The organism is Micromonospora sp. DT68 (genome assembly GCF_049847245.1).
GTDB lineage: Bacteria > Actinomycetota > Actinomycetes > Mycobacteriales > Micromonosporaceae > Micromonospora > Micromonospora profundi.
This window is the reverse complement of sequence record NZ_JBNCNZ010000002.1, coordinates 188,015-205,744: the sequence shown is the minus strand read 5'-3', so window position 1 is coordinate 205,744 and position 17,730 is coordinate 188,015. Positions and strand designations below refer to the sequence as shown.

General features: G+C 68.7%; 13 protein-coding genes. All 13 read right to left on the bottom strand.

Translation table 11 applies throughout. The annotated features are described in order from the left end of the window. Nucleotides 1–29: 29 nt before the first annotated feature. Nucleotides 30–2,126 (bottom strand): elongation factor G, encoded by a 2,097-nt coding sequence (gene fusA / locus ACPXB1_RS04140; RefSeq protein ID WP_355590460.1) that lies wholly within the window; start codon nt 2,124–2,126, stop codon nt 30–32. A gap of 75 nt (nt 2,127–2,201) precedes the next feature. Continuing rightward, nucleotides 2,202–2,672 (bottom strand): 30S ribosomal protein S7, encoded by a 471-nt coding sequence (gene rpsG, locus ACPXB1_RS04135; protein WP_007465317.1) that lies wholly within the window; start codon nt 2,670–2,672, stop codon nt 2,202–2,204. Between the two features lies 1 nt (nt 2,673). Beyond that, entirely contained in the window at nt 2,674–3,048 is a 375-nt protein-coding gene (gene rpsL, locus ACPXB1_RS04130) for a 30S ribosomal protein S12 (protein WP_014440718.1), read from the bottom strand. Nucleotides 3,049–3,579: 531 nt separating this feature from the next. Beyond that, nucleotides 3,580–3,960, bottom strand: a complete 381-nt coding sequence (locus ACPXB1_RS04125) for a phage holin family protein (RefSeq protein ID WP_355591360.1) — start codon at nt 3,958–3,960, stop codon at nt 3,580–3,582. Nucleotides 3,961–4,832: 872 nt separating this feature from the next. Then, a complete protein-coding gene (locus ACPXB1_RS04120; protein WP_355590456.1) occupies nt 4,833–5,201 on the bottom strand; it encodes a hypothetical protein in 369 nt (122 codons plus the stop codon). 92 nt (nt 5,202–5,293) lie between these two features. Next, entirely contained in the window at nt 5,294–9,184 is a 3,891-nt protein-coding gene (locus tag ACPXB1_RS04115) for a DNA-directed RNA polymerase subunit beta' (RefSeq protein ID WP_425734827.1), read from the bottom strand. Nucleotides 9,185–9,305: 121 nt separating this feature from the next. Next, nucleotides 9,306–12,737: a DNA-directed RNA polymerase subunit beta gene (locus tag ACPXB1_RS04110; RefSeq protein ID WP_053653960.1), complete on the bottom strand. Its 3,432-nt coding sequence runs from the start codon at nt 12,735–12,737 to the stop codon at nt 9,306–9,308. Nucleotides 12,738–13,309: 572 nt separating this feature from the next. Further along, nucleotides 13,310–13,693, bottom strand: a complete 384-nt coding sequence (gene rplL, locus ACPXB1_RS04105) for a 50S ribosomal protein L7/L12 (protein WP_007465324.1) — start codon at nt 13,691–13,693, stop codon at nt 13,310–13,312. 52 nt (nt 13,694–13,745) lie between these two features. Then, nucleotides 13,746–14,294 carry a 50S ribosomal protein L10 gene (gene rplJ / locus ACPXB1_RS04100; RefSeq protein WP_053653962.1) on the bottom strand — a complete coding sequence of 183 codons (549 nt, stop codon included), beginning with the start codon at nt 14,292–14,294 and terminating at the stop codon, nt 13,746–13,748. A 339-nt stretch (nt 14,295–14,633) separates the two neighbouring features. Beyond that, nucleotides 14,634–15,323 carry a hypothetical protein gene (locus tag ACPXB1_RS04095; protein WP_355590449.1) on the bottom strand — a complete coding sequence of 230 codons (690 nt, stop codon included), beginning with the start codon at nt 15,321–15,323 and terminating at the stop codon, nt 14,634–14,636. After that, on the bottom strand, nt 15,320–16,171 hold the full coding sequence (locus ACPXB1_RS04090; protein WP_425734826.1) for an ABC transporter ATP-binding protein: 852 nt from the start codon (nt 16,169–16,171) through the stop codon (nt 15,320–15,322). The genes ACPXB1_RS04095 and ACPXB1_RS04090 overlap by 4 nt, the downstream gene beginning before the upstream one ends. Before the next feature lie 79 nt (nt 16,172–16,250). Then, entirely contained in the window at nt 16,251–16,967 is a 717-nt protein-coding gene (gene rplA / locus ACPXB1_RS04085) for a 50S ribosomal protein L1 (protein WP_053653968.1), read from the bottom strand. A gap of 78 nt (nt 16,968–17,045) precedes the next feature. Next, nucleotides 17,046–17,477, bottom strand: coding sequence for a 50S ribosomal protein L11 (gene rplK / locus ACPXB1_RS04080; RefSeq protein WP_053653970.1), 432 nt, complete (start codon nt 17,475–17,477; stop codon nt 17,046–17,048). Between the last annotated feature and the right edge of the window lie 253 nt (nt 17,478–17,730).

The following is a 17,730-nucleotide window of genomic DNA, read 5'->3' as shown; positions in this document are numbered from 1 at the left end:
ACCGACCACGAATCACCTGCTCGGGGAAGTTACTCGCCCGTTGCCTTGGCGATGATCTCCTTCGCGACGCTCTGCGGAACCTCGGCGTAGGAGTCGAACTGCATGCTGTAGCTAGCCCGGCCCTGGGTCTTCGACCGCAGGTCGCCGACGTAGCCGAACATCTCCGACAACGGCACCAGAGCCTTCACGATGCGGGCGCCGCTGCGCTCCTCCATCGCCTGGATGATGCCGCGGCGGGAGTTGAGGTCGCCGATGACGTCACCCATGTTCTCCTCAGGAGTGGTGACCTCAACGGCCATCATCGGCTCAAGGAGTGCGGGGTCGGCCTTGCGGGCCGCCTCCTTCATCACCATCGAGCCGGCGATCTTGAATGCCATTTCCGAGGAGTCGACCTCGTGGTACTGGCCGTCCAGCAACGTCAGCTTCACACCGACGAGCGGGAAGCCCGCCAGGATGCCGTACTGCATGGCGTCCTGGGCACCGGCGTCGACCGACGGGATGAACTCCCGCGGGATGCGACCACCGGTGACGGCGTTTGCGAACTCGTAGGTCGGCGAGTCGTTGTCAAGCGGCAGCGGCTCGACGCTCACGATCACGCGAGCGTACTGGCCGGAGCCACCGGTCTGCTTCTTGTGGGTGTACTCGATCTTGTCCACCTTGCGGCGGATCGTCTCGCGGTACGCCACCTGCGGCTTACCGATGTTCGCCTCGACGTTGAACTCGCGGCGCATCCGGTCGACCAGGATGTCCAGGTGCAGCTCGCCCATGCCGGCGATGACCGTCTGACCGGTCTCCTCGTCCAGCTTGACGCGGAAGGTCGGGTCCTCCTCAGCGAGCCGCTGGATGGCGGTGCTGAGCTTCTCCTGGTCGGCCTTGGTCTTCGGCTCGATGGCGACCTCGATGACCGGCTCCGGGAACGTCATCGACTCCAGGATGACCGGGTTCGCCGGGTCGCACAGCGTGTCACCGGTGGTGGTCTGCTTGAGACCCTGCACCGCGATGATGTCGCCAGCCTGGGCCGAGCCGCGCTCTTCCCGCTTGTTGGCGTGCATCTGGTAGATCTTGCCGATGCGCTCCTTGCGGTCCTTGGTGGAGTTGACCACCTGGGTGCCGGTCTCGACCACGCCCGAGTAGATCCGGACGTAGGTGAGCTTGCCAAGGTGCTTGTCGGTCTGGATCTTGAAGGCCAGGCCGGAGAACGGCTCCTTGGTGGACGGCTGCCGCTGCAACGGCGTCTCACCGTCGGTCGCCGTGCCCTCGATCGCAGGGATGTCCAGCGGCGACGGCAGGTACGCCACGACGGCGTCCAGCATCGGCTGGATGCCCTTGTTCTTGAAGGCGGTGCCCGTGAGGACCGGGTTGGCCTTGCCACCGATGGTCGCGCGGCGGATGGCGGCCCGGATCTCGTCGGTGGAGATCTCCTCGCCTTCGAGGTACTTCTCCATCACCGCGTCGTCGACGTCGGCGAGGGTCTCCATCAGCTTCTCGCGCCACTCAGCGGCCGAGTCGGCGAGGTCGGCCGGGATCTCCTCGACCGCGTAGTCCTCACCCTTCTGGGTCTCGCCGCGCCAGGTCAGCGCGCGCATCTCGACCAGGTCGACGACACCGATGAAGTCGGCCTCGGCGCCGATCGGGATCTGCAGCACCAGCGGGGTGGCGTTCAGCCGGTCGATCATCATCTGCACGCAGCGGAAGAAGTCGGCACCGGTCCGGTCGAGCTTGTTGACGAAGCACATCCGGGGGACGTCGTACTTGTCCGCCTGCCGCCAGACGTTCTCCGTCTGCGGCTCGACACCGGCCACGCCGTCGTACACCGCGACCGCACCGTCCAGCACCCGCAGCGACCGCTCCACCTCGACCGTGAAGTCGACGTGGCCGGGCGTGTCGATGATCTGGATCGTGTGGCCCTTCCACTCGCACTTCGTGGCGGCGGAAGTGATCGTGATACCGCGCTCCTGCTCCTGCTCCATCCAGTCCATGACGGCAGCGCCCTCGTGGACTTCACCGATCTTGTAGGTGATGCCGGTGTAGAACAGGATTCGCTCGGTGGTAGTGGTCTTACCGGCATCGATGTGCGCCATGATGCCGATATTGCGTACGTTGGCGAGCGCGTCTGCGGCGGCCACTTCAATCCCTACTTATCGTCGTCTCGACTCAACTGGTGGCGGTTCCGGCGCCCGTGGGACGCCGGAACCAGGGTGTTACCAGCGGTAGTGCGCGAAGGCCTTGTTGGACTCGGCCATCTTGTGCGTGTCCTCGCGCCGCTTGACGGCGGCACCGAGGCCGTTGCTCGCGTCCAGCAGCTCGTTCATCAGCCGCTCGACCATGGTCTTCTCGCGCCGGGCGCGGGAGTACGTGACCAGCCAGCGCAGGCCCAGGGTGGTCGCCCGGGTCGGACGGACCTCGACCGGAACCTGGTAGGTGGCGCCACCGACACGACGGCTGCGCACCTCAAGGGTCGGCTTGACGTTGTCCATCGCCCGCTTGAGGGTGACGACCGGGTCGGTGCCGGACTTCTCGCGGCAGCCTTCGAGGGCCGCGTACACGATGGATTCGGCGAGCTGGCGCTTGCCGCGCAGCAGGATCTTGTTTACCAGCTGGGTGACCAGCGGCGAGTTGTACACCGGGTCAGCGACCAGCGGCCGCCGCGGAGCGGGTCCTTTACGCGGCATGTCAGCTCTTCTCCTTCTTCGCGCCGTAACGGCTGCGCGCCTGCTTGCGGTTGCGGACACCCTGGGTGTCCAGCGAGCCGCGGACGATCTTGTAACGCACGCCGGGGAGGTCCTTCACCCGGCCGCCGCGAACGAGCACGATCGAGTGCTCCTGCAGGTTGTGACCGACGCCCGGGATGTAGGCGGTCACCTCGATCTGGCTGCTGAGCTTCACACGAGCGACCTTGCGCAGCGCCGAGTTCGGCTTCTTGGGGGTGGTGGTGTACACGCGGGTGCACACGCCGCGCCGCTGAGGGGAACCCTTCAGCGCCGGGGTCTTGGTCTTGCTCGTCTTAGCCTGGCGGCCCTTTCGGACCAGCTGCTGGATCGTGGGCACCGGGTTTCTCCGCTCCCTTCGGCCGCGCTGTCGCGGCCGCGCCGTCTGCTCGTTAGCCGGCCTGATGACCGGCTCTCCTACATTCCGACCAGGGCCACCTTGCGGAGGCCCCGGCACCCGCGGTCGGGCGTGTCGCCCCACTCACGGTCCCGGTGCGGACGCTTTCGCGGCGTACCGGGGTTTGTCACCGGCACGCGGGTCGCCCCGCCCCGGATCTCTGGCTTGTCGTGCCGCCGCCCGGACTATCAGATCCAGCGCACGCACGAGTTGCCCGGGCACGCCCGGGCACAAGGGGAAAGAGTACCTACCACAGCCGCCCAGGTCAAAACGGAATGGCCCGGCGAACGTCTCACGCTCGCCGGCCGGATCTCGTCCTGCCTCGTCGCCCGCGAAGGGCACCTACGAATACAAGTGTACCGGCTTGCCCGCCGCACCACCCGTCGCCCCCGAACCAGGCACCGCAGACGTGGTCCGAGAGCTGCGACGAATGCTCGCGTCGGTGACCGTCCTCACGTGCCCCGGTCGCCACCCTCACGCGAAGGTGAGCAGCAGCGCCAGGCCCAGTCCGAGGAGGCTGAGCAGCGCTCCCACCGCCCCGCAGCTGATCCCGGCCACCGCCAGCCCTCGGCCTGTGAACCGCACCGCCGGTGGCTCGGTCGGCCGCCGGATCTGCCGCTGGCCGAGCAGGCCGGCGACGATCGCCGCCACCCCCGCTAGCACGCCGACCACTGCGAACGCACCGGACGCCCAGGCCCCGCCGTCGTTGACGAACGCCACCCCGAAGCAGAGCACAAGCAGCGAGACCAGGATCGACGCGATCCCCGCGACAAGCGAACCGATGGCCAGCCCGGAGGTGACCGGCGGCACGTCCAGGTGCACCACACCGAACGGTGTGCCCGACACCGCCTCCACCCGCTTCGGCGGCCGGCGCTGATCATCACTGGCCGGCGGCACCGGCCGAGCGGGCGCCGTCCCCCACCCCGGCCCATCTGACTGCGGCTGCCCCCAGCCCTGCAGCCCACCAGAGCCCGGCGCTTGCGCCCACCCCTGCGGCGCACCAGGCCCGGACGGAGACGCCCAGCCTTGCGGCGCACCGGATGCCGGCGGCTGCGCCCAACCAGGCCCGGAATGCGGCTGCGCCCAACCCTGCGGCCCACCAGGCCCGGACGGCGGCTGCGCCCAACCCTGCGGCGCGCCGGATGCCGGCGGCTGCGCCCAGCCCTGTGGCGCGCCGGGCCCGGACTGCGGTGGACCCCAACCAGGCGGTGTCGAGGCACCGGAACCCGGGTCGGGTTGGCCGGATCCGGGGGCCGTGGCCCAGCCGGCGGGAGAGGCACCCCAACCAGACGCGGGCGCGCCCCAACCGGACACCGGCGCCGAACGGGGCGGTTCCCCCCAGCCGGACGAGAGAGGCGCTTCTCCCCACCCGGACGGCGGTGACGAATGCGGCGGATCACCCCAGCCAGGCGATGACGCCGTCGGGGGCGCTTCGCTCCCGGCGGGCGCACGGTCGGGTGAGGGCGCCGGCGACGTACCCGAATCGGAAGAGGCCGCGGAGGCGCCGGGCTCGTCGGCCGTCTCGGGTCGTGCCCAGCCACTCGGCTCGGACGGGGCCGGGCCGGAGGCCGGCGCGCCAGGATGCCCGGCCGGCTCGTCCGCCGGGGGCCGCGCCGGTTCCGTCACGAGGTCCTCCTGTCGACAGGCCACCACCGCCGCACGGCGGACACCGGCCAGGCTACCGGCCGGGCGCGACGCCACCCGCGCCCGACGCGACCGTGGTCGGATCAGTCCATGTTCGCCGGGTAGTCATGGCCGAACGGCATGTCCGCCAACCGGACCACGCCGATCACCACAGCGACGACCACGCTGACCGCGACCAGCACCAGGCCGATCCACGCCATCCGCTCTCCGCGTCGCAGCCAGGCGCCGCCGGTAAGGAAACCCCCCGAGGAGTACGCCTCCCGGCGAGCCTGCCGCGCCAACTGAAGTGCCACCGTCGCCGGCACCACCCCGCCGATGAACAGGCCTGTGAGCATGCCGAGCAGCCCCAGCGCGAACACCGCCCGCGCCTTCGTGGCACGGGCCGGATCGGGATCCAGCGGGTGGCGCACGCCCTGGGACGCGACGGGCACCTGCCCGGGTGCTGTCGTCATGCCTCCATCATGCCGAACCCCGGCCGTGGCCGGGGCGGTCCGGACACGACGAGGCCCCCGGCAGGTGCCGGGGGCCTCGTCGGTACTGGTGCTTAGCGGTACGACCCGAAGTCGAAGTCGTCAAGCGGCACAGCCTGCCCGCTGGCCGGCCCGAACCCGTAGTCGGTCTCCGGGTAACCGGTCATCGAGTAGACCTTCGCCTTGGCCTCCTCGGTCGGCTCCACCCGGACGTTGCGGTACTTGCTGATGCCCGTACCGGCCGGGATGAGCTTACCGATGATCACGTTCTCCTTGAGGCCGACAAGCGAGTCGCTGCGCGAGTTGATCGCAGCGTCGGTCAGCACCCGGGTGGTCTCCTGGAAGGAGGCCGCGGAGAGCCAGGAGTCGGTGGCCAGCGATGCCTTGGTGATACCCATCAACACCGGACGGCCGGCGGCGGGCTCGCCACCCTCCGACACGAGCCGGCGGTTCTCCGACTCGAACAGCGCCCGGTCGACGAGCACACCCGGCAGGAACTCCGTCGAGCCGGAGTCGATGACCGTCACCCGCTTGAGCATCTGGCGAATGATGATCTCGATGTGCTTGTCGTGGATGAGCACGCCCTGCGAGCGGTAGACCTCCTGGACCTCACTCGTCAGGTGGACCTGGACCGCCCGCGGACCCATGATCCGCAGAAGCTCGTGCGGGTCGATGGTGCCCTCGGTGAGCTTCTCGCCGACCGCGACGTGACCGCCGTCGTGGGTACGCAGACGCACCCGCTTGGAGATCTTGTCGTAGACGATCTCGTCGCTGCCGTCGTCCGGCACCACGATGATCTTCCGCGAACGCTCGCCGTCCTCGATGCGGATCCGGCCGGGGGTGTCGGCGATGGGCGCCTTACCCTTCGGGACCCGGGCCTCGAAGATTTCCTGGACACGCGGCAGACCCTGGGTGATGTCCTCACCCGCGACGCCACCGGTGTGGAAGGTACGCATCGTCAGCTGCGTACCGGGCTCACCGATCGACTGGGCGGCGATGATGCCGACCGCCTCGCCGACGTCCACGGTCTTGCCGGTCGGCAGCGACCGCCCGTAGCAGGCACCGCAGACGCCCAGCTTCGACTCGCAGGTGAGCACGCTGCGCACCCGGACCGTCTCCACACCAGCGGAGACGATCTTGTCGACACCGATGGAGTTGATGTCCTGACCCCGCTCGGCGACGACGGTGCCGTCCGGCCCCTTGATGTCGTCGGCCAGGGTACGGGCGTGCACGCTGGTCTCGGCGTGCTCGTGCACGACCAGCCGGCCGTCCTCCAGGCGCTCGCCGATCTGCATCGGGATCGCCCGGTCGGTGCCGCAGTCCTCCTCGCGGATGATCACGTCCTGGGAGACGTCCACCAGACGACGGGTCAGGTAACCCGAGTCGGCGGTCCGCAGCGCGGTGTCGGCGAGACCCTTACGGGCACCGTGCGTGGAGATGAAGTACTCCAGCACGGACAGACCCTCCCGGTAGCTGGCCTTGATCGGCCGCGGGATGATCTCGCCCTTGGGGTTGGCCACCAGACCACGGATCGCCGCGATCTGCCGGAGCTGGAGCAGGTTACCGCGGGCACCCGAGTTGATCATCTTCCACAGTGGGTTCTCCTGCGGCAGCGCGGTGTCCATCTCCTTGGCGACCTCGTTGGTCGCCTTGGTCCAGATCTCGATGAGTTCGCCGCGACGCTCCTCGGCGGTCATCAGACCACGCTGGTACTGCTTGTCGATCCGGTCGGCTTCCTTCTCGTACTTCGCCAGGATCTCCGCCTTACGCGGCGGAGCGATGACGTCCTCCATGCCGATCGTCACGCCGGACCAGGTGGCCCAGTGGAAACCGGCCTCCTTGAGCCCGTCCAGGGTGGCCGCGAGGGCCACCTTGGGGAAGCGCTCGGCGAGGTCGTTGACGATCGCGGAGAGCTGACCCTTGCGGATCTCGTAGTTCACGAAGCGGTAGCCCTGCGGCAGCGTCTCGTTGAACAGCACCCGGCCCAGCGTGGTCTCCACGGTCAGCGGGTCACCCTCGACCCAGCCCTCCGGGGCGGTCCACTGCTCGGCACCAGCGCCGTTGTCGACACCGACCACGCCGCGCAGGCGGATCTTCACCGGAGCCTGCAGGTGCAGCTCACGGTTGTCGAACGCCATCCGCGCCTCGGCGTCCGAGCTGAACGTCCGGCCCTCGCCCGTCTCACCTGCGGTGAGGTGGGTGAGGTGGTAGAGACCGATGACCATGTCCTGGGTGGGCATGGTGACCGGCTTGCCGTCGGCCGGCTTGAGGATGTTGTTCGACGACAGCATCAGGATCCGCGCCTCGGCCTGGGCCTCGGCGGACAGCGGCACGTGCACCGCCATCTGGTCACCGTCGAAGTCCGCGTTGAAAGCGGTGCAGACCAGCGGGTGGATCTGGATGGCCTTGCCCTCGACCAGCTGCGGCTCGAAGGCCTGGATGCCCAGACGGTGCAGGGTCGGCGCCCGGTTGAGCAGCACGGGGTGCTCGCCGATGACCTCTTCCAGCACGTCCCACACGACCGGGCGCTGACGCTCGACCATCCGCTTGGCGGACTTGATGTTCTGCGCGTGGTTGAGGTCGACCAGCCGCTTCATGACGAACGGCTTGAACAGCTCCAACGCCATCTGCTTGGGCAGACCGCACTGGTGCAGCTTGAGCTTCGGGCCGACCACGATGACCGAACGGCCCGAGTAGTCGACGCGCTTGCCCAGCAGGTTCTGGCGGAACCGGCCCTGCTTGCCCTTGAGCATGTCGGACAGCGACTTGAGCGGGCGGTTACCCGGACCGGTGACCGGCCGGCCGCGACGGCCGTTGTCGAACAACGCGTCGACGGCCTCCTGGAGCATCCGCTTCTCGTTGTTGACGATGATCTCGGGCGCGCCGAGGTCGATCAGCCGCTTGAGACGGTTGTTCCGGTTGATCACGCGGCGGTACAGGTCGTTCAGGTCCGAGGTCGCGAAGCGGCCACCGTCGAGCTGCACCATCGGGCGCAGGTCCGGCGGGATGACCGGGACGCAGTCGAGCACCATGCCGAGCGGCGAGTTGCGGGTGTTCAGGAACGCCGCCACGACCTTGAGCCGCTTGAGCGCCCGGATCTTCCGCTGACCCTTGCCGGACCGGATGGTCTCCCGCAGGCTCTCGGCTTCGGCGTCGAGGTCCATGTTCTGGACCAGCGCCTTGATCGCCTCGGCGCCCATCGAGCCGGTGAAGTACTCACCGAAACGGTCGCGCAGCTCGCGGTAGAGCAGCTCGTCGGTGACGAGCTGCTTCGGCTCCAGCTTGCGGAAGGTGTCCAGCACCTCGTCCAGGCGGTCGATCTCGCGCTGGGCCCGGTCGCGGATCTGGCGCATCTCGCGCTCTCCGCCCTCCTTGACCTTGCGCCGGACGTCCGCCTTGGCACCCTCGGCCTCCAGCTCGGCCAGGTCGGCCTCGAGCTTGGCGGCCCGCTTCTCGATCTCCGAGTCGCGGCTGTTCTCGGACTGCCGCTTCTCGGCCAGGATCTCGTTCTCGATCGTCGAGAGGTCACGGTGACGCGACTCGGCGTCAACGCTCGTCACGACGTACGAGGCGAAGTAGATGATCTTTTCGAGGTCCTTGGGGGCGAGGTCCAGCAGGTAACCCAGCCGGCTCGGCACGCCCTTGAAGTACCAGATGTGGGTCACCGGAGCGGCGAGCTCGATGTGCCCCATCCGCTCACGACGCACCTTGGAGCGGGTCACCTCGACGCCGCAGCGCTCACAGATGATGCCCTTGAACCGGACGCGCTTGTACTTACCGCAGTAGCACTCCCAGTCCCGCTGCGGACCGAAGATCTTCTCGCAGAAGAGCCCGTCCTTTTCCGGCTTCAGGGTGCGGTAGTTGATGGTCTCAGGCTTCTTGACCTCGCCGTGCGACCACTGACGGATGTCGTCGGCGGTGGCGAGACCAATGCGCAGCTCGTCGAAGAAGTTGACGTCGAGCACTATGTCCCCTATGTCGTCGTCTTTACAGCTAGATCATGGGCGAGGTTGGGGGCCGTCCGACCCGCGTCGGGATCAAGCTTGACCGCCCAGAGCGGGTCGGTCGGCCCCCAACCCTCACCACTTACACCTCTTCGACCGAGCTCGGCTCGCGCCGGGACAGGTCGATGCCCAGCTCCTCGGCGGCCCGGAACACCTCGTCGTCGGTCTCGCGCATTTCCAGTGCCACACCGTCGCTGGACAGCACCTCAACGTTGAGGCACAGCGACTGCAGCTCCTTGAGCAGCACCTTGAACGACTCCGGGATGCCCGGCTCCGGGATGTTCTCGCCCTTGACGATGGCCTCGTAGACCTTCACCCGGCCGAGAACGTCGTCGGACTTGATCGTGAGCAACTCCTGCAGGGCGTAGGCAGCGCCGTACGCCTGCATCGCCCAGCACTCCATCTCACCGAAACGCTGACCACCGAACTGCGCCTTACCACCCAGCGGCTGCTGCGTGATCATCGAGTACGGACCGGTCGACCGAGCGTGGATCTTGTCGTCGACCAGGTGGTTGAGCTTCAGGATGTAGATGTAGCCGACCGCGATCGGGTCCGGCAGCGGCTCACCGGAGCGGCCGTCGTACAGCTGCGCCTTGCCACTGGAACCGATCAGCTGGTTGCCGTCACGGTTGGGCAGCGTCGACGCCAGCAGGCCGGAGATCTCCGCCTCGCGGGCACCGTCGAAGACCGGGGTGGCCACGTTCGTGTCCCCCTCGGACTCGTGCGCGTCGATCGAGCGCAGCTGCCGCTTCCACTCCGTGTCGTCGCCCTCGACCTTCCAACCGGTCTTGGCCACCCAGCCGAGGTGCGTCTCCAGCACCTGGCCGATGTTCATCCGGCTCGGCACACCCAGCGGGTTGAGCACGATGTCGACGGGGGTGCCGTCCTCCAGGAACGGCATGTCCTCGATCGGCAGGATCTTCGAGATGACGCCCTTGTTGCCGTGACGGCCGGCGAGCTTGTCGCCGTCCTGGATCTTGCGCTTCTGGGCGACGTAGACCCGGACCAGCTCGTTGACACCCGGCGGCAACTCGTCGCCGTCCTCGCGGGAGAACGTGCGCACACCGATGACCGTGCCGGTCTCGCCGTGCGGCACCTTCAGCGAGGTGTCCCGAACCTCACGCGCCTTCTCACCGAAGATCGCGCGGAGCAGCCGCTCCTCCGGGGTCAGCTCGGTCTCGCCCTTGGGCGTGACCTTGCCGACCAGGATGTCGCCGGGGACTACCTCGGCGCCGATCCGGATGATGCCGCGCTCGTCGAGGTCGGCGAGCATTTCCTCGCTGACGTTCGGGATGTCGCGGGTGATCTCCTCCGGGCCGAGCTTGGTGTCCCGGGCGTCGACCTCGTGCTCCTCGATGTGGATCGAGGTGAGCACGTCCTGCTGCACGAGGCGCTGCGACAGGATGATCGCGTCCTCGTAGTTGTGGCCCTCCCAGCACATGAACGCAACGAGCAGGTTGCGCCCGAGCGCCATCTCGCCTTCGTCGGTGCACGGCCCGTCGGCGATGACCTGACCGGCCTCGACGCGGTCGCCCTCGAAGACCACAGGCTTCTGGTTGACGCAGGAGCCGGCGTTGGAGCGGCGGAACTTGTGCAGCAGGTACGTCCGGCGGTGGCCGTCATCCTGGTGGATGGTGACGTAGTCGGCGCAGAGATCCTCGATCACACCGCCGACCTCGGCGACCACCACGTCGCCAGCGTCGACAGCGGCCCGGTACTCCATGCCCGTACCCACGAGCGGCGCCTCGGCCTTGACCAGCGGCACAGCCTGGCGCTGCATGTTCGCGCCCATCAGTGCCCGGTTGGCGTCGTCGTGCTCGAGGAACGGGATCATGGCGGTCGCCACGGAGGTCATCTGCCGAGGCGAGACGTCCATGTAGTCGACGGCGCTGGGGACGACGTCCTCGGTCTCGCCGCCCTTACGGCGACACAGGACCCGGTCCTCGGCGAACGTGCCGTCGGCCTTCAGCGGCGCGTTGGCCTGGGCCTTGACGAACCGGTCCTCCTCGTCCGCGGTCAGGTAGTCGATCTGGTCGGTGACCCGACCGTCGACGACCTTCCGGTACGGCGTCTCGATGAAGCCGAACGGGTTGACCCGGGCGAAGGTGGACAGCGCGCCGATCAGGCCGATGTTCGGGCCTTCCGGCGTCTCGATCGGGCACATCCGGCCGTAGTGGGACGGGTGCACGTCGCGGACCTCGAAGCCGGCCCGCTCCCGGGACAGACCACCCGGGCCGAGCGCGCTCAGCCGGCGCCGGTGGGTCAGGCCCGCCAGCGGGTTGGTCTGGTCCATGAACTGGGACAGCTGCGACGTCCCGAAGAACTCCTTGATCGCCGCCACCACCGGGCGGATGTTGATCAGCGTCTGCGGGGTGATCGCCTCGACGTCCTGCGTGGTCATCCGCTCGCGGACGACCCGCTCCATCCGGGACAGGCCGACCCGAACCTGGTTCTGGATCAGCTCGCCCACGGTCCGCAGACGACGGTTGCCGAAGTGGTCGATGTCGTCGGCCTCGTAGCCGTCCTCACCGGCGTGCAGCCGGCACAGGTACTCCACGGTGGCGACGATGTCGTCCTCGGTCAGCGTGCCGGTGGTGATCGGCACGTCGACTTCGAGCTTCTTGTTGAACTTGTAGCGCCCGACCTTGGCGACGTCGTACCTCTTCGGGTTGAAGAAGAGGTTGTCGAGCAGGGTCTGGGCGTTCTCGCGCGTCGGCGGCTCGCCAGGGCGCAGCTTGCGGTAGATGTCTAGCAGGGCCTCATCCTGGCCGGCGATGTGGTCCTTCTCGAGCGTGGTCATCATGAGCTCGGACCAGCCGAACCGCTCACGGATCCGCTCGGCCGACCATCCGATGGCCTTGAGCAGGACGGTGACGGCCTGCCGGCGCTTGCGGTCGATGCGTACGCCGACCGTGTCGCGCTTGTCGATGTCGAACTCCAGCCAGGCACCCCGACTCGGGATGACCTTGACGCTGGACAGATCGCGGTCGGAGGTCTTGTCCGGCTGCTTGTCGAAGTACACGCCCGGGGAACGGACGAGCTGGCTGACCACGACGCGCTCGGTGCCGTTGATGACGAAGGTGCCCTTGGGCGTCATCATCGGGAAGTCACCCATGAACACCGTCTGGCTCTTGATCTCGCCAGTGGTGTTGTTTGTGAACTCCGCGGTCACGAACAGCGGAGCGCAGTAGGTCAGGTCCTTCTCCTTGCACTCCTCGATCGAGGCCTTGACCTCGTCGAAGCGCGGCGCTGAGAAGGACAGCGACATGGTGCCAGAGAAGTCCTCAATGGGACTGATCTCTTCAAGGATCTCCGCGAGACCCGAGCGTGCGTGCGGGTCGTCCGCCGACCGGCCCTGCCAACCCTCGTTGCCGACGAGCCAGTCGAAGGACTCGTTCTGAATGGCGAGGAGGTTGGGGACCTCGAGGTGTTCGGTGATCCTGCCGAATGAAACTCGGCGGGGAGCGAATGCGCTCGACGTACGACTGGTCTTCGCAGGGCGGGAAGCTGCCAAGATGCGTCCTTCCGAGGACCGGTGCTGCAGAACGGCTGGTACGCGTGCACTCCAATGACCCCACCAGAAATATCCGTAACCGGACATTTCCGAGCAGGGGTCTAGTCGGAAGGCAGCGCAAACTAGCAGTGTAGCCGAGAGGCTAACCGCTGTCCAGCCCAACCCGCAGGTCGTTGCGGAACGCGCCCTGGCCCCCGAAAAACCGGGGCTGCCGGGCCGCTCGGAACGCAACGTTCCCGCCGGGCCGCTCGGGATGTTGCTGCGGCGATGGTGCCGCCGCTGACATACCCACATCGTGGCTGTCGCAAGCGCGGTGTCTTGCTGGTGTCAGCGTGCCTGGCAGGCCGGGGCCGCGTCAAGGCCCGGTATCCGGGTCGTCCTCTCTTTCCCACCTGAGGGCGACCGTCGACGCTCGTCCGGGTGGTCGGTGACCACGATCGGCGCCCAGCTCAGCGCAGCTGTCACACAGGTACACCAACACGGCGGGCGGCGATCCCTGTGGGATCGCCGCCCGCCGTGACGCGATGGTGTCCCGGCTCACGAACCGGAACGCAGCGCTTGTGGAGCTCAGGTCACTTGAGGGTGACCTTGGCGCCCTCGCCCTCGAGCTTGGCCTTGGCCTTCTCGGCGGTCTCCTTGTTGACCTTCTCCAGGATGGCCTTCGGCGCGGACTCGACCGCGTCCTTGGCCTCCTTGAGGCCCAGGCCGGTCAGCTCGCGCACGACCTTGATGACCTGGATCTTCTTGCCACCGTCAGCCTCGAGGACGACGTCGAACTCGTCCTTCTCCGGCTCGGCCTCGGCGGCGGCCGGAGCCCCACCGGCGGCGGCCACGGCGACCGGAGCCGCAGCGGTGACCTCGAAGGTGTCCTCGAACTGCTTCACGAACTCAGAGAGCTCGATCAGCGTCATCTCCTTGAACGCGTCGAGCAGCTCGTCGGTGCTGAGCTTCGCCATATCTGGCGTCCTTTCTAAAGGTTGTCTAAGAACGTGGGTGCGCCGCGGGGCCTCAGGCCGCCTCGGCGCCCTCCTGCTCGCGCTTCTTGTCCGCCAAGGCGGCCGCCGCGCGGGCGGCCTTGGAGAGCGGAGCCTGGAACAGGGCCGCGGCCTTGCTCAGGTTGCCCTTCATCGCGCCGGCCAGCTTGGCCAGCAGCACCTCACGGGACTCCAGGTCAGCAAGCTTCGTGACCTCGGCCGCGGAAATGGCCTTGCCCTCGAAGACACCGCCCTTGATGACGAGCTTCGGGTTGGCCTTCGCGAAGTCGCGAAGCCCCTTCGCCGCCTCGACGACGTCGCCCGAAACGAAAGTCAGCGCGGTAGGACCGGAGAACAGCTCGTCGAGGCCGGTGATGCCTGCGTCCGTCGCAGCACGCTTCGCCAGCGTGTTCTTCGCGACCGTGTAGCTGGTCTCGGCACCGAGCGAGCGCCGCAGCTGGGTGAGCTGGGAGACCGTCAGACCCCGGTACTCGGTCAGCACGGTAGCGCCCGCGCTGCGGAAGCTCTCGGTCAGCTCAGCGACGGCCGTGGCCTTGTCGGCCCGGATCGGCTTGTCCGCCATGTCCCTCCTCTCTCGTTACTCGAGGCTGATCCCCGTACCGGCCGAAGCCGGACGTCAGGCGGAGGCGGCGACAACGAAAAAGCCCCGGCGCAGGGCGCACGGGGCGAGGGCCGGCGGATCGACACGGTCGGCGGACCATGTTCACTGCCGAGTTACGCTTGCCGCCCTACGCGGGTCGCCCGTGTCGCGGGACCTTCGACCGTGCCGGAGCACGGTGACCAGCGGTCTCTGGGTGGTTCCTCATCCGTGACAACACGGATGACGTTTGAAGAGTACGCGCCCACTCCCACCAGCGCCAAATCGCCCCCGGTGAGTCAGGTCACCGGCGCTCCCGCGCGGTCAGCCCCGCGCCCGCCGCCGCCACAGGTAACCGCCGACGGCCGCGGCACTCCAGGCCAGCGCCCACACGGTCAGCCCGACAAGTGTGAGCGCGGCGGCGTCGCCAGCGGTCGTCCGGGCCGCCGCCATGATCGGCGGCGCCAGCCAGGGGACCACCGAACCGCTCAGCCCGAGCACCACAGCACCGACGGCACCGACGGCAAGCACCGCGACGCCGTACGCGGCGCCGCCCACCGACGCCCGGCTTGCCAGCGCGCCAAGGGCAACCGCCGACGGTACGACCAGCAGGTGCGCCCACAGCCCCAGCGAGAGCCCGGCCAGCAGCGACCGGTCCCCCGGATCGGCCGGGCCGGTGACCCCGCCCACCAGCCACGGAAAGACAAGCGCCACGGCCACCGCCACCAGCGCCGCGACACCGGCCGCGAGCAGCCCGGCCGCCCGCTCCCGGGCCACCCCGACCGTCACCTGGGCGAGGCGGCGCTGCACGTCCGGCTCGATGTCCAGCAGGATCTTGGTCTGCCAGGCGAGCACCGGAAAGAGCAGCGCTGCGGAGACGCCGTACGCCTCAGCGGGCTGGGCCCGACCGCCGCCGTACAGGGTGCCGAGCACGACGAGGCCGGCGAGCAGCGGCGCCAACGCCCGCCCGGTACGCAGGAAGCCGGCAAGCCGCAGCCGGACCAGTGCGTTCACTGCGCCTCCCCCGCCGTCGGCTCGACCACCGCAGCGGCACCGGCCTGCTCGGGCGCCGATCCCGCAGCCGGCCGGATCGCTGGCACAGCGGGATGGACCTGGGCTGTGGCGATGGAGGTGTCGGCGCGTACCCGAAGGATCTGGTGGCCGTCGGCGCGCAACCGGGCGACGGTGTCGGCGACCCGCGCGGCCGGCACCGCGACCTCGACCACAGCGATCCTCTCGTCTGCCGGCGGCGTCTCCTCGGTAAGCGAGCCGTCGGCCACCGACAAGCGTCGCGCGCCCGGCAGCCGGACCGTCTCCCCCCGGTGATCACTGACCAGGACGCTGCCGCCGCCGGCAAGCACCTCGTCGACCAGCTCGGGAACCAGGTCGCGGGTCGCGGCGTCCAGGCCCTCCCACGGTTCGTCGAGGACCAGCAGGCCCGGCCTTCGCAGCATCGCCTGGGCGAGGCCCACCTTCTGCGCGGTGCCCTTGGACAGCTCCGGAAGTCGCACCGCCTGCAACGCGCCCAGCCCGAGCCGTTGCGTCCAGGCCGCCACCGCCTCGTCGGCTGCCACCCGGCCCAGGCCGGCCATCCGCGCCATGCCCGTCAGGTAGCGGGCCACGGTGAAGGGCTGGTCGGCAGGGAAGCGTTCCGGCACCCAGCCCACCCGGGAGGGTCGGTCGGCCACGCGGCCCCGGCCCGGCCGGAGCACGCCGGCGGCCACCTGGAGGAGCGTCGACTTGCCCGCCCCGTTGCGGCCCAGCACGATCGCGACCTCACCCGGACCGATCCGCGCGTCGACGCCCCGCAGCACCCACGGGCCACGCCGGTGGTAGCGCAACCAGACGTTCTCCAACCGCATGGGCCGAGACTGCCACAGCACAGACGCGCCGGGGCGCCGCCACGGTGGTGGCGGCGCCCCGGCGGAGCGAACTGTCGGCTCAGGCCTCGGCCGAGTCCTCAGTAAGGTTCTTCACCAGGTTCGGGTCGACCGGAACGCCCGGGCCCATCGTGGTGGTGAGGATGACCTTGCGGAGGTACTTGCCCTTGGCAGCGGACGGCTTGGCCCGCAGCACCTCGTCGAGCACCGCCGCGTAGTTGTCCACCAGCTGGGTCTCCGTGAAGGAGGCCTTGCCGATGATCAGGTGCAGGTTGGAGTGCTTGTCCACCCGGAAGGTGATCTTGCCGCCCTTGATGTCCTGCACCGCCTTGGTGACGTCCATGGTCACCGTGCCGGTCTTCGGGTTCGGCATGAGACCGCGCGGGCCCAGGATCCGCGCGATCCGGCCGATCTTGGCCATCTGGTCCGGCGTGGCGATCGCCGCGTCGAAGTCGAGCCAACCACCCTGGATGCGGGCGACCAGCTCGTCGGTGCCCACCTCGTCAGCACCCGCCGCGACGGCCTCTTCGGCCTTCGCGCCGCCGGCGAAGACGATCACGCGGGCGGTCTTACCGGTGCCGTGCGGCAGGTTGACCGTGCCGCGGACCATCTGGTCCGCCTTGCGGGGGTCGACGCCGAGGCGCATGGCGACCTCGACCGTGGCGTCGAACTTGACGTTGGTGGTCTCCTTGGCCAGCTTCACGGCCTCGGCGGGGGTGTACAGCTTCGACCGGTCGATGACGTCGGCGGCCTTGCGGTAGCTCTTGCTGCGCTGCATTGCTTATTACTCCTGTGGTCTCTGGCGGGCCGCTCGGAGCGGCCCTCCCACGGTCGGGTCTTCGAAAGGGGGCCGACGTCAGTCGTTGACGGTGATGCCCATCGACCGGGCGGTGCCGGCGATGATCTTCTCGGCCTGGTCCAGGTCGTTGGCGTTGAGGTCGGCCATCTTCTTCTCGGCGATCTCACGCAGCTGGGCGCGGCTGACCGAGCCGACCTTCTCGCTCTGCGGAACGCCCGAGCCCTTCTGCACACCGGCAGCCTTGATCAGCAGCCGGGCGGCGGGCGGGGTCTTCAGCACGAAGGTGAAGGACCGGTCCTCGTACACGCTGATCTCGGCGGGGACGATGTCGCCCCGCTGGGACTCGGTCTGCGCGTTGTAGGACTTGCAGAACTCCATGATGTTCACGCCGTGCTGGCCGAGCGCGGGGCCGACCGGCGGCGCCGGCGTGGCCTGGCCCGCCGGCAGCTGAAGCGTGAACGTCTTGACGAGCTTCTTCTTCGGAGGCATGTCACTTCCTGGGGCTTGGAGCTGGGAAAATGCGGCTGACGCCACAGCGAGCGGGCGCGCACGGTCAGCGCGACGCGACAGCGGCGACGTTCAAGGGTAGCGCAGGCCGCTGCCCGCTCGTCCGCCGAGGTCGAGCGGGAGGGCGTACGCCGACGTCGGCGGCGGGGCGACCCGCCCCCGACGACCCGATCAGAGATTGGGGGCCGGGTGTAAGTTTAGCGCCACCCGGGGTTCCCGACCGAAGCTCGACACC

Excerpts from the sequence above, each read along its gene's own strand:
- rpsG (WP_007465317.1), bottom strand. The coding sequence starts at position 2,672 with ATGCCGCGTAAAGGACCCGCTCCGCGGCGGCCGCTGGTCGCTGACCCG.
- ACPXB1_RS04120 (WP_355590456.1), bottom strand. The coding sequence starts at position 5,201 with ATGACGACAGCACCCGGGCAGGTGCCCGTCGCGTCCCAGGGCGTGCGC.
- rplL (WP_007465324.1), bottom strand. The coding sequence starts at position 13,693 with ATGGCGAAGCTCAGCACCGACGAGCTGCTCGACGCGTTCAAGGAGATG.
- rplJ (WP_053653962.1), bottom strand. The coding sequence starts at position 14,294 with ATGGCGGACAAGCCGATCCGGGCCGACAAGGCCACGGCCGTCGCTGAG.
- ACPXB1_RS04090 (WP_425734826.1), bottom strand. The coding sequence starts at position 16,171 with ATGCGGTTGGAGAACGTCTGGTTGCGCTACCACCGGCGTGGCCCGTGG.
- rplA (WP_053653968.1), bottom strand. The coding sequence starts at position 16,967 with ATGCAGCGCAGCAAGAGCTACCGCAAGGCCGCCGACGTCATCGACCGG.
- rplK (WP_053653970.1), bottom strand. The coding sequence starts at position 17,477 with ATGCCTCCGAAGAAGAAGCTCGTCAAGACGTTCACGCTTCAGCTGCCG.